The organism is Geothrix fermentans DSM 14018, assembly GCF_000428885.1.
GTDB classification, from domain to species: domain Bacteria; phylum Acidobacteriota; class Holophagae; order Holophagales; family Holophagaceae; genus Geothrix; species Geothrix fermentans.
This window is the reverse complement of the sequence record NZ_AUAU01000006.1, coordinates 168,175-182,705: the sequence shown is the minus strand read 5'-3', so window position 1 is coordinate 182,705 and position 14,531 is coordinate 168,175. Positions and strand designations below refer to the sequence as shown.

The window sequence follows — 14,531 nt, the reverse complement described above, 5'->3', positions numbered from 1 at the left end:
GCGACAGGGATCGATCCTCAGCCCGCCATCTCCGCCCACTCGGCCAGGACGCGCTGGGCCTGGATCACGGGGCCGTCCTCCCGGCCCAGGAGGGGCAGGAGCACGGCGCCGTCGGGGTTCATCTGGGCGTCCTTCAGCCCGCGCACCCAGGTCATCAGCTTCGCCGGATCCACGGGGGTCTGGGGGCTGAGGCGCAGCTTGAGGCGGCCGGATTGCACCGTGACCTCGCTGACCGCAAGGTGCTGGGCGCGGAGCTTCACCTTGAGTACCTCGAAGAAGCGCTGGGTGTCGGTGTCGTCCTCGGGTACATGGCCGAAGCGGTCCTCCAGGTCCAGCCGGTAGAGGTCGAGGTCCTTCTCGGAACGAAGCCGGGAGATGCGCTTGTAGGCCACGAGGCGCTCGGCGGCCTGGTCGATCCAGCGGCGGCTGAGCTGGGCGCCGGGCGCCAGGCCGTCCAGCTTCACCTCGAAGGTGGCGCTGGGCTGGCCCTGCAGTTCCTGGAGCGTTTCCTCCAGCAGCTTCACGTAGAGCTCGAAGCCGATGTCGTGGATGTGGCCGGACTGCTCGCCGCCCAGCAGGTTGCCCGCGCCGCGCAGCTCCAGGTCCATGGCCGCCACGCGGAAGCCGGAGCCCAGCTCCGAGAAATCTTCCAGGGCCTGCAGGCGCTTGCGGGCGTCCTCGCTGATCTCGTGCTTGGGCGGAATCATCAGGTAGGCGTAGGCGGGCACATCGCTGCGGCCCACGCGGCCCCGCAGCTGGTAGAGCTGGCTGAGGCCGAAGGCATCCGCCCGATGGACGATGAGCGTGTTGGCGTTCGGCACATCCAGGCCGTTCTCGACGATCGTGGTGGCCACCAGCACATCGATGCGGCCCTCCATGAACCCGAGCATCACCTGCTCAAGGCCCTCATCGGTCATCTGCCCATGACCCACGCCCACCCGGGCATCGGGCACCAGCTCCCGCACCCGTGCGGCGATGGAGACGATGGACTCCACGCGGTTGTGGACGAGGTAGACCTGTCCGCCCCGGCGCAGCTCGAACTGGATGGCGGTCTGCACCAGCTCGTCGCTCCAGGGGGCCACCACGGTCTCGATGGCCAGCCTGTCTTTCGGTGGCGTCTCGATGAGGCTGATCTCCCGCAGGCCCGTGAGGCTCATGTGCAGCGTGCGGGGGATGGGCGTGGCCGACAGCGCCAGCTGGTCCACGTTGAGGCGCAGCTTCTTGAGCTTCTCCTTGTGGCCCACCCCGAAGCGCTGCTCCTCATCCACCACCACCAGGCCCAGGTCCGCGAACTTCACGCGGGCCCCCAGCAGCTGGTGGGTGCCGATGACGATCTCCACCTTGCCGTCGGCCACCTCCTGGAGGATGCGCTTGGCCTCGGCGGGATCCACGAAGCGGTTGAGCATCTCGATGCGGATGGGGAAGCCGGCGAAGCGCTCGCGGAAGGTCCGGAAGTGCTGGAAGCAGAGTACGGTGGTGGGGCACAGCACGGCCACCTGGCGGCCCTCCAGGGCCACCTTGGCCGCGGCCCGCATGGCCACTTCCGTCTTGCCGAAGCCCACGTCGCCCACCAGCAGGCGGTCCATGGGGCGCGGCGATTCCAGGTCCGCCTTCACCGCCTCGATGGCCTCGATCTGGTCCGGCGTGGGCGTGAAGGGGAAGCTGGCGTCGAAGGCCGCCATGTCGGGCCCGTCCGGCGGATAGGCGTGGCCCTTCTCCAGCTTCCGCTGGGCGTAGAGCTTGAGCAGCTCGTCGGCCATGTCGCGGATGGCCTTCTTGGCCTTGCGCTTGACCTTGGCCCAGGAGGCGCCGCCCAGCTTGTCCAGGGGCGGCAGGTGGCCCTCGGCGCCGGTGTAGCGCTGCATGAGGTCGGCCCGCTCGAGGCTCACGTTCAGCTGGCCCCCGTTGGCGTAGCGCAGCTGCAGCACCTCCTGCTCCTCGCCGCCCACAGTGAGGGTGGTGAAGCCCAGGAACTCGCCGATGCCGTGGTCCAGATGCACCACGCGGTCGCCTGGCTTGAGGTCCCGCAGGTCCGAGAGGAAGGCCGCGCTGCGCGACTTCTTCGGCGCGGCCTGGATGGCCTTGCGACCGAAGACCTCCCGCTCGGTGAAGACGGCGAGGCGGCACTCCTTGATGAGCACGCCGGCGCTGAGGTTCAGCCGGAGGGCCCGGCAGCCCGTCTCCGTGCCGTAGGCCTGGGGCAGGTCGTAGTCCCGCAGGAACTCCGCGAAGCGGTCCCTCATGCCCGGCGTGGAGCCGGCCAGCACCACCCTGAAGCCCGTGAGGGCCAGCTCCTGTACCTGCTCCGCCAGGTCCGGCAGGCGCCCTTGGAACTCCCGCAGAGGCTGGACGGTGACGGGCACCGTGGCCTCGCTCTGCCACTCGGTGAGCGTGAGCGTGGTCCGGCTGGCATCCGCGGGAAGGAAGCGGTCCTCGAAGTCGGGGCATACCACACCGCCCCGGCGCAGGGTGGCCAGGCCCTCCTCGATGCGCGTCCGCTCGGCCTCCCGCAGGGCCTCCTCCCAGGCGGGATCGAGGCGCACGCGCAGGCAGGGCGGCACCCAGTGGACCAGCTGGCCCTTGGGCTGGGCCAGCAGCGGGTGGAACAGCTCCTCGCCGGGGAAGTGGCCCTGGGTGGCCAGCCGCGCCCTGCGGAAGGCCAGGTCGTCGTCCGGCTCTGGCGTGCGGTCCGCCCGGGAGGCCACGGCGGCCAGCAGGGCCTGGCCATCGCCGCGGTCGCCCTCGAAGCGGGGGTAGAGGATCAGCGATTCCAGGGACTCGCCCGTGCGGCGCTGCGTGTCGGGATCGAAGGGGCTGAGCCGCTCCAGCTCGTCGCCGAAGGTCTCCAGGCGCAGGGGCTGGTCCAGGTGGTCGGGCCAGAGGTCCACCACCATGCCGCGGGAGCTGAACTCGCCGGGGGCCGAGGCCATCTCCGTGCGCCGGTAGCCCAGGGCCACCAGCGTCTCCAGCAGCAGGTCGCGCGGCACCTCCGCGCCCACCCTCAGCTCGAGCTTCTGCTTCTGGAACCAGGTGGGATGGGGCAGCCGCTCACAGGCCGCCAGGGGCCCGGTGACGAGCACCTGGACGCGCCGCTCCAGCAGGCCCACGAGGGTGGCGAGGCGGTCCCGCAGTACCATGCCCGGCGGGCTGCTCTCGCCGCCCGCGTAGGCCGCGAAGCCCGGGAAGTGGGCCACGCCGGCCTCCGGCAGCAGGGCCTGGAGGTCCTGGGCCAGGGTCCGGGCCTCGGCCTCGCTGGGGGCGTCCACCCAGAGCGACTGGAGGCGTCCCCCGCGGGAGATCCAGGCCACGAGCACCAGGGCCAGGGCCGGCGGCGACGCCCAGCGCAGCCGGGCCCCGGGGGCCGCCAGGGCCTCCGCGGGTGCCTCGGCCAGGCGGAGCAGGTCTCTCAGATCAGCGCCGGCAGCAGTCATGGCACCTTCCAGAATGCCTCAAGAAGCCCCCGGGGACGAGCCTTCATCCCCGGGGGCCCATGCCTCGCGGCCATTCAGGCGTCGGGCGCCTCCGCCAAGGGGCGGACGGGCTGGGGCACTTCCACCTCACGGCCGAGGCGGCGGCGGACCCAGGCCCAGGCCTTGGCGAGGGTGAAGTCCTCGAGGATCTCGAAGAACACCGGCACCACGATGAGGGTGAGCCCGGTCGAGGTGATGAGGCCGCCCACCACGGCCCGGGCCATGGGAGCGCGCATCTCGGCGCCGGCGCCCAGCGCGAAGAAGAGGGGCGCCATGCCGCCGATCATGGCGAAGCTGGTCATGAGGATGGGCCGCAGCCGCACGGTGCCTGCGCGGATGATGGCCTGGCGGCGGGAGATGCCCTCCTCGCGCTCCAGGTGCAGCGCGTGGTCCACCAGCAGGATGGCGTTCTTCGTCACCAGGCCCATGAGGAGGATCATGCCGATGCTCGTCATCATGGACATGGAGTCGCCCGTCACCAGCAGCATCATCACCATGCCCACCATGGAGAGCGGCAGGCTGGCCATGATGGCGACGGGGAGCTTGAAGCTCTCGAACTGGCTGGCCAGCACGAAGTAGATGAAGAAGACCGCCAGCAGGAGGGACGTGCCCATGTAGCCCGCCGTCTCCTTCTGGTCGCGGGTCTGGCCCAGGAACTCGACCCGCACGCCCTCGGGCAGCTTCCCGCTGGCCTTCAGCTCGGCCACCTTCCGGGCCGCGCCTTCGCTCACTTCGCCCAGGGTGGCGCCCTCGAAGTTGGCGTCGATCTCCACCTCCTCCATGAGGTCGTGGCGCTGGAGCTTGGCGGGGGCGATGCCCTCCTCGAAGCGCACCACCTGGTTGAGGCGGACCAGGGGGTGCTTGCCCCCGCCGAGGTCCTTGGTGCTCTGCACGGTCATGCTGGCCAGCTGCGCGGAGAGACGGCGCTCCTGGTCCGCGAGCCGCACGCGCACGTCGCGCTGCTCGCCTTTCTCGTCCTCGTACTTGGCCACCTTCTCGCCGTCCACCAGGGGGCGCACGAGCTGGGACACCAGGGCCGGGCTCACCCCCAGGTCCGAGGCGGCCTTGCGGTCCACGACCAGCCGCAGCTCGGGCTTGCCGCTGTCGAGGCTGGTGGTCACGTCCACCGCGCCGGGCACGCCGCGCAGGGCCTCCTTCACCAGGGGCACGGCCTGGATGACCGCGTCCCTGTCCGGAGCCTGCACGGCCACCATGATGGGGAAGGCCATGCCCCAGTCGTTGGCGGCACCCACGGCGGCATCCACGCCCGGAACGGCGCGGAAGGCCTCCCGGATCTGCCGGCGGATGGTGATCTGGTTGGGCCGGCGCCCTTCCTTCAGCTTGATGTACATGCCGCCTGAATCCACGGTGCCGTTGAGGCCAGTGCCGATGGTGGTGTAGGCGAAGGCCACGCCGGGAACGGACTGGACGGCCTTCTCGAGGGCCAGGGCCTTCTCGCGGGTGGCCGCGAGGCTGGAGCCGGGCTCCGCCTTGAAGGTGGCCTGGAGGTCGCCCCGGTCGTAGTCGGGCATGAAGTTGTTGCCGAGCAGGCCGGCAAGCCCCATGGCGAGCACCCAGCTTCCGAATCCGGCCACCATCACCGTCTTGCGGTGCTCCAGCGCCCACTCGATGGCCCCTTTGTAGAGGACCTCCGAGCGGTCCAGCATGCGCCCGAAGGCCTCGACGGCCCGCATGATGGGGTTCCGGCCCTGGTAGTGCACGTGGCCATCGGCGCTCTTCTCGTGCTCGGGATCCGGCCAGACGGCGCTGAGCATCGGATCCAGCGTGAAGCTGACGAACAGCGACACGGCCACGGCGAAGGCCACGACGATGCCGAAGGGGAAGAAGAACTTGCCCACGATGCCGCCCATGAAGGCCACGGGCACGAACACCGCCAGGATGGACAGGGTGGTGGCGATGACGGCGGGGCCGATCTCCGCCGTGCCCTCCCGGGCGGCGGTGACGTGGTCCTTGCCCATCTCCGCGTGGCGGGTGATGTTCTCGCGGACCACGATGGCGTCATCGATGAGGATGCCGATGGCCAGGCTGAGGCCCATGAGGGTCATGGTGTTCAGCGTGAAGTCCAGGGCCCGCATGATGATGAAGGTGGAGACCACGGACACCGGCAGGGTGAGGCTGGTGATGAGCGTGGAGCGCCAGCTCTTGAGGAAGAAGAACACGATGATCACCGTGAGCAGGCCGCCCACGTAGATCGAGACGTTCACGTCCTCCACGTTGTCGATGATGAACCGGGCGTTGTCCTTGGCGACGGCCACCTCGACGCCCTGCTTGGCCAGCTCGGGCTTCAGCTCTTCCAGGGCCTTGTCCACCGCGGTCACCATGGCCACGGTGTTGCCGCCAGTCTGCCGCTGGATCTCCAGGGCCACCACGTCCTTGCCGTCCAGGCGGGCGAGGCTGCGCTTCTCCTTGATGCCGTCCACCACCGTGGCCACTTCCCGCAGCTCGATGGGGCGGCCCTCCTTGTTGCCCACGATCACGTGGTCGAAGTCGCCCACGGACTTGGCCTTGGCATCCACCTTCACGGAGACCTCGCGGCTGCCCTGGAGCAGGTTGCCGCTGGGGATGGCCATGGTGTCGCCGGCCAGGGCGTTCTTCACGGCCTGGAGCGAGAGGCCCTGGGCCTCCAGCTTCTGGGGGTCGATCTGGACGAGGATCTCGCGGGTGCTGCCGCCCACCGGATCCACCTTGCCCACGCCGGGGATGTTCTCGATGCGCCGCTTGAGGAAGTCCTCCGCGATGCGGGTCAGCTCCCGGTCATCCATGCCCGGGTGCTTCGCGTCCGGCTTCACCACGAGGGAGAGCACGGGCAGCTGGGCCGGGTCGAACTTGGAGATGACGGGCTCCTCGATGTTGTTCGGCAGGTCGCGGCGGATCTGGCTGATCTTGGTGCGCACGTCGTTGAGGGCGTTGTCCACGTTGCGGCCCAGGTGGAACTGGATCACGAGCGTGCCCAGGCCCTCCTGGCTGGTGGAGCTGATCTCCTTGATCTTCTCGATGGGGTTGACGGCCTCCTCGATCTTGCGCACCACGTCCTGCTTGACGGACTCGGGGCTGGCGCCGGGGTAGACGACGGAGACGGTGACGGTGGGGATGTCGGTGTTGGGGTACTGGTCGATGCCCAGGCTCTTCACGGAGAAGAGGCCGAGGACCACCAGGGCCAGCATGATGCAGACGGTGAAGACCGGCCTGCGGATGGAGAGGTCGGACAGGAACATGGCTCACTTCCCCCCAGCGTTGATCACCCGGAGGCGGCTGCCTTCGCCCACCAGGTCCTTGCCGTTGTCCACCACCTGGGCGCCGAGGCCCAGGCCGCTGATGACGGGCCGGAAACCGTCCTGCTCAGGGCCCAGCACCACCTTGTGGCGGCGGGCCACGCCCTGGTCGTCCACGAAGATCTCTGCGTCGCGGTCCTGGGCCTTCAGCAGGGTGGAGGGCAGGGCCGCCGCCCTGGTCTCGCCCTCGCCGAGGATGACGCCCTCCACGAAGAGGCCGCCCTTCAGCAGGCCATCGGGATTGGGCACCTCCACACGCACGCGCAGGGTGCGGCCGTCCTGGGAGAGGGAGGGGCTCACCTGGGTCACGCGGCCCTCCACGAGCCGGTCCACGCCGAGGCTGCGGAAGGTGGCGCGCTGGCCCACCTTCACCTGGGCCATGGCCTCGGCGGGAAGGTCGGCCTTGATCTCCAGCTTGCGGTTGTCCACCACCTCGAAGGCGACCTGGCCGGGGCTCAGCATCTCGCCGGGCTGCACGGCCCGCCGGGCCACCTGCCCCGCGAAGGGCGCCACCAGGCGGGCCTTCTTGAGGCGCAGGCGGGCCAGGCCCAGGTTGCTGTCCGCGGCCTGGGCGGCCGCCTTCGTGGCGTTGAAGGCGGTTTCCGCCTGCTGCGCGGCCTGGCGGGTGATGCTGCGCTTCTCCAGGAGGGCCACGGAGCGGTCATTGTCCCGCTGGGCCTGGAGGGCCTGGGCCTTGGCCTGGGCGGCCTGGGCCTCGGCGGCCTGGACGCCCAGCACGTAGTCGTCCTCGTCCTGCACGCCCAGGACGGCGCCGGCGGCGACGCTGTCGCCCTCCTGCACCAGCACCCGGGTCACGCGGCCGGTGACTTCAGCCTTCAGCTCGGCGCGGTTCACGGCCAGCAGGGTGCCGGTGAAGGCCACGGCGGGGCGGAAACTCCGCTCCTGGACCGGTACCAGGGTGACGGCCACGGTGCCCTCGGCCTTCACGGCCGCCTGGTGGTCAAGTTCCGCGTTGCGCTTGCCGCGGTGGAAGGTGGCGGCCCCGGCGATCACGGCGACGGGAAGTCCGATGTAGAGAATGAGGGATTTGCGGTTCATGGTCGGCTCCGGAATCGTCAGGTTCGTTACAAAGGAGGCAGGCCCAGGGCCCGGCGCTGGTCGAAGCGGGCGGACCAGAGGCCAAGCTCCGCGCGACGGCGCTGGCTCTCGGCCTGGCGCTCAGCCCGCTCCGCTTGGAGGAGATCGAGGGAGGTGATGAGGCCCTGGTCGAAGGACTCGCGGCTCATGCGCAGGGCCTCGACGGTGGCGTCGTGCGCCTTGCGGGCGGCCTCGTCCAGGGCCACGGCCTTCTCCAGCTCGCGGTCCGCGGTGCTCTGCTCGATGGCGATGGACCGCTCCCGGTCGATGCGGGCCTGCTTCACCTGCTCGAGCTGGGCCGTGTTCTGGGCCCGCTTGCCGGAGCTGCGCAGCCCGTCGAAGATGGGGAACTTCATCGTCACGCTCACCTTCCAGGTGTCGTACGGCTCCTTCCAGAGGTTCTCGGTCTTGCCCGCCTGGTAGCCGTAGCTGGCGCTGAGGTCGAACTTGGGGCGCAGGTCCGAAGTGATGATCTTCTCGTTGGCGCGGTACATGGCCTCCTGCTGCTTGAGCTGGGCCAACTCGCTGCGCTCGGCGCCCGCGGGCCGGGCCGAGGCCTCGGGATGGCCCAGGTCCGTCAGGGCCAGGGGCGTCTTGGGATCCAGACCCAGCTGGCCGTTCAGGACCTCCAGGGCCCGCTTCACGTTGGCATCGGCCTGGAGCGCCTCGGGGATCACGGCCAGCAGCTCACTCTCAGCCCGCAGGCGGTCCAGTTCCGTGGCCGTCTGGGCCTCGAGCTTGGCCTTCACGTCCGACACGAACTGCTCGGCGGTCTTCCGGCGCGTCTCCACCACCTCCTGCTCCGCCTGGGCGCTCAGCACGGCCAGGTAGGCCTTGGCCACGCCGTGGAGGGTGTCCAGCTCGGCGGTGGTGAAGCCGTAGCCGGCCTCCTTCTCGCCCATCTTGGCGATGTCGATGGCCGTGCCCAGCTTGCCCCAGTAGAAGAGGGGCTGGGTGAGGTTGGCCTGGCTGGTGTAGATGCTCCGGGCGCCCACCAGGGAGCTGGGCGACAGGCCGAAGGCGGCGGCGCTGTCCGCGAAGCCGCTGTTGAGGATGGAGACATCCCGCGCGCGGGTGAAGTCGCCGAGGAGCGTGATCTGCGGCAGCGCGTCGGCCCGGGTGCTGGTGATGAGGCCGCGCCGCTCGTCCACGCGCGCCTTGGCCGCGCGGAGCATGGCGTTCTCGTTCCGGGCCCGGGCCAAAGCGCCGGAGAGATCCAGGGCCAGCGGGGCGCGGGGCCCGGAGTCCGTGGCCGGAGCCGGGGCCTGGAGGGCGGGAGGGGCGAACAGGAGCATGGTCAGTTCCTCGGCTGGGGGAAGGCTTCGGGGATGCCGAGCCCACGCAGGCTGAAGTCGGTGAAGTGCCGGATGACCACCTCGAGATCCTCCGGGTAGGCGGGATTGCTGCGGATGAGCCGGGCGATGCCCAGGGAATTGCGGAAGTAGAGGAGCTGGCCCTGGATGCTCATGCCCATGTTCAACAGCTCGTCCCTGGAGAGATCCGGCCTGAGCACCTGGAGGCAGCCCATCAGGTGATCCACATGAGGCCGGATCTGCTCCATGAGCAGGGCCGAGGAGATCGCCCGCGGCGCCTGCATCTCGCGCGCCATGAGCGCCATGGCCGCCTCGCCCAGGGGATCCTGCGGATCGCTGGGGTCGCAGGCCATGAGGTCCTGCGTGAAGGCGCGGATGTGGTTCCGGAGCTGTTGGAGCGCGGCCTCCCGGGCCCCCGGCCCCTCGGGGGAGGGCGCAGCGGCCAGCTCGGCCACGCGGCAGGCCTTCCGGGTAAAGATGTACCGGAGGCACTCCAGGTAGAGCCCCTCCTTGCCGCTGAAGTGGTAGGTCACGAGGGCCGAGTTGGCCTTGGCCCGCAGGGCGATTTCGCGGATGCCGGCCCCGTCGAAGCCCTTCTCGGCGAAGGTCAGGATGGCGGCTTCGATCAGGCGCTGGCGGGTATCAAGGGATGCATCGGTCGGCTGTGCGTTCATGGCCCCTCGTCTACGGGTCAACCAATCAAACGGTTGAGCAACAATCGACAAGAATTAATCAATCGTTTGAATCAGTCAAGGGAGAAATCGCCCCCGAGGTGCCTTGATTGATGACTTGACGATCGTAATTAAAATTCTAGATTCGGAATATGGATTCGGAGGCCCCATGGTCCTGGATCGGAAGCATCTCGAAAAGCAGCAGAGAAAAGACCTGTTGCTCGAGGCCGCGGCCCACGTGTTCGGCCGGAAGCCCTTCGACGAGGCCACCATGCAGGAGATCGCCGCGGAGGCCCAGATCGGGATGCAGGGGCTCTACGAGCACTTCGCCTCCAAGCGGGAGCTCTACGAGCAGGTGCTGACCCGCCGGTCGGAACACTTCTTCGCGCGGGCGGAGGAGGCCCTGCGGGAGGCCCGCCCCCCCCTGGAGCAGCTCCGGGCCATGTTCCAGGTGTACGCCGACCACTTCAAGGACCGGGTCCTCTGGCTCCCCCTCTTCATCCACCACCGGTTCTACTTCGACTGGGGCTTCCAGTCCCGGTTCCTCCCCCGGCAGCGCGAGATCTACGAGGTCGAGCGGGATCGGCTGAAGGACATCCTCCGGCGGGCGGTGGAGGCGGGCCTGCTCCAGGATCTGGACACGGAGTTCCTCACCCAGTTCTGCTTCGGGGTGCTGGAGGCCTCCCTCCATCGAAGCCACCGGGGTGGCGTCGAGGAGGATCCCCAGGCCTGCGTGGACCGCGCCCTGGCCTGCTTCCTCCAGGGGGCGGGAGCCCGGCCATGAGGACGGCCCCCCTCCTCCTGGCCTTCGCCCTGGCGGGTCCCCTGCCCGGCGGCGAGCCCCTGGGCCTCGCCCGGGCCCTGCGCCTGGCGGGCGAGCACTCCCAGTCCGCGGAGTCGGCCCGCGCCAGCCTGGCCGGGGCCCGGGAGGAGACCGCCCAGGTGCAGGGCCTCTACTGGCCCGAGGTCCAGGTCCAGGGCGGCTACTGGACCGCGGACCACCGCCCGGAGCTGCTGAGCCAACCCATGCGGATCGGTCCCTTCACGGTGCCGCCGCAGGTGTTCCCCACCTCGGACAGCCAGGCCTGGCGCTACCGGGCCTCCATCCAGTATCTGCTCTGGGACTTCGGCCGGCGGAGCGAGGCCCTCTCGGCCTCCCGGGCCCGCGAGGAGGCCGTGGCCCGGTCCGGCGGCGCCGACCTCCTGAAGGCGCAGAGCGACGTGGCCGCCCGCTACTTCACGCTCCTGAACCTGAAGGCCCAGAAGCGCGTCCTGGCCCAGCGCCGGCAGGCCCTGGAGACCCACCTGGGCCACGCCCAGGCCCTCTTCGAGCAGGGGGTCGTGGCCCGCAACGACCTGCTGCGCACGGAGGTGGCCCTGCGGGCCGTGGGGGATGCGGAACAGGCCCTGGATCACGCCTACGCCTCGGCCCTGGAGGGCCTGAACGTGGCCATGGGTCTGCCGCCCGGCACCGCCCAGGACCTGCCTGAGACCCTCGCCGGCCCCCCGGATCTGCCCTGGGACGAGGCCGCCTGCCGCGCCCGCGCGCGGGAGGGGAACGAGGCCGTGCGGGCGGCCCGGGCGCGGACCCGGGCCGTCTCGGACCAGGCGGCGTACCGGCGGAGGGACTTCCTGCCCACGCTGGCGGCGGAGGCCAGCCACAGCTATGGCCAGAATCCCTTCCTCACCCACGAACATGAGATGAGCCTGTTCGTGGGCCTCTCCTGGAAGCTCTTCGACGGGGGCATCCGCACGGCCCGGGTCCGGCAGGCCGATGCGGAGGCCGGTCGCGCCCGCCGGGACCTGCAGGAGGCGGAACGCCAGGCCGAGATCGCAGCGGCCGCGGCCCTGCGGGCCTTCCGCCAGTCCCTCCGCGAGGTGGGGACCGCCCGCCTCAACGTGGCCGCCGCGGAGGAGAACCTCCGCATGGCGGGCGACCAGTACCAGGAGGGGCTGGTGCGCAACACGGATGTGCTGGACGCGGAGTCCGTGCTGGCCGAGAGCCGCAGCGCCCTCGAGGACCGGCGCTACCGGGCCTGCGCCCAGCAGACCGTCCTGCTCGCCGCGCTGGGCGAGGATCTGTCGGCCTTCTTTGAGGCGCACGCGCCCCGGGAGCAGTGAGATGGATGCGAAGACGAAGAAGTGGGCCTCCCTCGCGGTCATCCTCGCGCTGGCGGTGACCGGCACCGTCTGGGCCCTGGTCCAGTGGCGCCACGGGCAGATCCATGTGTCCACGGACAACGCCTACGTGAAGGGCCACGTGATGACGGTGTCCAGCCATGTCCCCGGGCCCCTGCTCCAGGTGGCGGTCCAGGAGAACCAGGCCGTCCGCGCCGGGCAGGTCCTCGCCAGCCTCGATCCCCGCGACTACGACGCCGCCATCGCGCGGGCGGAGGCCTCACTGGCGGAGGCCCGGAGCGCCCTGGCCCTGAACGAGGCCCAGATCGCCCAGGCCCGGGCCCAGGTCCAGGCCGCCGAAAGCCAGCAGGCCCTGGCGGGCCTCGAGAAGCGGCGCATGGACGCCCTTCTCGCACGGCAGTCCATCCCCCGCCAGAAGCACGACCAGGTCACCACCGCCGAAGCGGTGGCCGGAGCCCAGGTGGCGGCCGCCCGCAAGCAGGTGGCCGCGGCCCAGGGGCTGCTGGGCGTGAGCCGGAGCAAGGTCCAGGTGGCCCAGGCGGCCCTGGACCAGACGCGGCTCCAGCGTTCGTACTGCGCGATCGTGGCGCCCTGCGACGGCACCGTGAGCCGCAAGCTGGCGGAGCCGGGCATGGTGGTCGCCGCGGGCCAGCCCCTGCTGGCCGTGGTGCCCCTGGGCCAGGAGGACCTCTGGGTGGAGGCCAACTTCAAGGAGACCCAGCTACGGCGGGTGCGTCCCGGCCAGCGCGTGCGGATGAAGACGGACCTCGACAGCCGGACCTTCATGGGCACCGTGGAGAGCCTCTCGGCCGGCACCGGGGCCGCCTTCAGCCTTCTCCCAGCCGAGAACGCCACGGGCAACTGGGTGAAGGTGGTCCAGCGGCTCCCCGTGAAGATCACCCTCGATCCCGATGCCGACCCCGAGCGCCGGCTCCGGCTGGGCCTCAGCGTGGAAGCCGAGATCGACACCCGGAGCCGCTGAGGCCGCCATGGACGCGCCGCGGGGAACCGCCCACAAGTGGATCGTCGCGCTGACGACCATGCTGGGGACCTTCATGGAGGTGCTGGACACCTCCGTGGCCAATGTGGCGCTCCCCCACATGAAGGGCACCTTCGCCGCGGGCACGGACGAGATCACCTGGGTCATCACCAGCTACCTCGTGGCCAACGCCATCATCCTGCCCATCACCGGCTGGCTGGGCGCGACGTTCGGCCGCAAGCGCCTCTACCTGCTCTGCCTGGCAATCTTCACGCTGGCGAGCTTCGGCGCCGGCGCGGCGCCCAGCCTGGCGTGGCTGATCCTCATGCGGGTGGTCCAGGGGCTGGCCGGGGGCGCCATGGTGCCCATGTCCCAGGCCATCACGCTGGAGGCCTTCCCGCAAGAGGAGCACGGCATGGCTTCGGCGCTCTTCGGCATCGGCGTCATCTTCGGCCCCATCCTCGGGCCCCTGGTGGGCGGCTGGGTCACGGACAACTGGACCTGGCCCTGGATCTTCTGGATCAACATCCCCGTGGGCGTCCTCGCCTATTACCTGGCCTTCGTCTTCGTGGAAGACCCGGACTACCTCACGCGGCCCGAAGGCGCGGTGGACTACTGGAGCCTGATCTTCGTGGCCGTGGGCCTGGGCTGCCTGGAACTCTTCCTCAGCCGCGGCGAGCGTCTGGACTGGTTCGCCTCGAACGCCATGAAGGCCTGCGCGGGCCTCGCCGCCCTGGGGATCGCCCTCTTCATCTGGCGTTCCCTCACTGCCGAAAACCCGCTGGTGGACCTGCGCCTGTTCCGGCTGCCGGAGTTCGCGGGAGGCATGGCCATCATCTTCATCATCAGCGTCGGCCTCTACGCGGCCTTCATCCTGGTGCCGCTGTTCGTCCAGAACCTGCTGGGCTTCACCCCCACCTGGGCGGGACTCATCCTGAGCCCGGGCGGGGTCGCGTCCGTGGTGGCCATGATCGCGGTGGGGCTGGCCATGGGGAAGGTGGATGTGCGCCTCATCGTGGCCGCCGGGGCCGCCTCCATGGCCTACTCGGCCTGGCTCCTCACGCACGTGAACCTGCAGACGGGCATGGCCTACCTCGTGACCGCCTGGATCTTCCACGGCCTGGGGCTGGGCTTCGTGTTCGTCCCCATCGCCACGGCCGCGGTCCAGCGCATTCCGCCGGCGCTCGTGGGCACGGCCTCGGGCCTGTTCAACCTCATGCGGAACGAGGGGGGCAGCGTGGGGATCGCCCTCGCCAGCACCCTCCTGGCCCAGCGCGCCCAGTTCCACCACACGCGGCTCGCCGAGCACATCACCCCGTTCAGCGGGCCGCTCCAGGCCGGCTACGCCAGCCTCACCCAGGGACTCTTCCCCCGGGCGGGCCTGGACCCGGTCTCCGTGCGGGGCCTGGCCCAGGGCCTCATCGGCGCCGAGGTGACCCGCCAGTCCTTCCTCATGAGCTTCGTGGACGTCTTCGGCTTCCTGGTCGTGGTCTTCCTCCTGGCCCTGCCCTTCGTCCTCACCCTCCGCAACCCCCGGGGAGGCGACCTCTCCCTGCACTGAGGCCGGT

General features: G+C 70.2%; 9 protein-coding genes. 4 read left to right on the top strand and 5 right to left on the bottom strand.

The annotated features are described in order from the left end of the window. Window positions 1-17 precede the first annotated feature (17 nt). The 5 genes from mfd to G398_RS19100 form a co-directional block, all read right to left on the bottom strand. Window positions 18-3,431, bottom strand: a complete 3,414-nt coding sequence (gene mfd, locus G398_RS15465; protein WP_052571134.1) for a transcription-repair coupling factor — start codon at window positions 3,429-3,431, stop codon at window positions 18-20. Window positions 3,432-3,505: 74 nt separating this feature from the next. Beyond that, a complete protein-coding gene (locus G398_RS15460; RefSeq protein WP_052571133.1) occupies window positions 3,506-6,706 on the bottom strand; it encodes an efflux RND transporter permease subunit in 3,201 nt (1,066 codons plus the stop codon). Window positions 6,707-6,709: 3 nt separating this feature from the next. Further along, a complete protein-coding gene (locus G398_RS0101785) occupies window positions 6,710-7,822 on the bottom strand; it encodes an efflux RND transporter periplasmic adaptor subunit (protein WP_026852319.1) in 1,113 nt (370 codons plus the stop codon). Between the two features lie 26 nt (window positions 7,823-7,848). Beyond that, window positions 7,849-9,156 (bottom strand): TolC family protein, encoded by a 1,308-nt coding sequence (locus G398_RS0101780; protein WP_026852318.1) that lies wholly within the window; start codon window positions 9,154-9,156, stop codon window positions 7,849-7,851. 2 nt (window positions 9,157-9,158) lie between these two features. Then, entirely contained in the window at window positions 9,159-9,848 is a 690-nt protein-coding gene (locus G398_RS19100; RefSeq protein WP_026852317.1) for a CerR family C-terminal domain-containing protein, read from the bottom strand. Between the two features lie 166 nt (window positions 9,849-10,014). Here G398_RS19100 and G398_RS0101770 point away from each other — a divergent pair, with 166 nt between their 5' ends. The 4 genes from G398_RS0101770 to G398_RS0101755 are packed head-to-tail and all read left to right on the top strand — an operon-like array spanning window position 10,015 to window position 14,524. Further along, complete coding sequence (locus G398_RS0101770) at window positions 10,015-10,629, top strand: TetR/AcrR family transcriptional regulator (protein WP_026852316.1); 615 nt, start codon at window positions 10,015-10,017, stop codon at window positions 10,627-10,629. Beyond that, window positions 10,626-11,966: a TolC family protein gene (locus G398_RS0101765; protein WP_026852315.1), complete on the top strand. Its 1,341-nt coding sequence runs from the start codon at window positions 10,626-10,628 to the stop codon at window positions 11,964-11,966. The genes G398_RS0101770 and G398_RS0101765 overlap by 4 nt, the downstream gene beginning before the upstream one ends. 1 nt (window position 11,967) lies before the next feature. After that, window positions 11,968-12,966 carry an HlyD family secretion protein gene (locus tag G398_RS0101760; protein ID WP_026852314.1) on the top strand — a complete coding sequence of 333 codons (999 nt, stop codon included), beginning with the start codon at window positions 11,968-11,970 and terminating at the stop codon, window positions 12,964-12,966. 7 nt (window positions 12,967-12,973) lie between these two features. Beyond that, entirely contained in the window at window positions 12,974-14,524 is a 1,551-nt protein-coding gene (locus tag G398_RS0101755) for a DHA2 family efflux MFS transporter permease subunit (RefSeq protein WP_026852313.1), read from the top strand. Window positions 14,525-14,531: the final 7 nt, after the last annotated feature.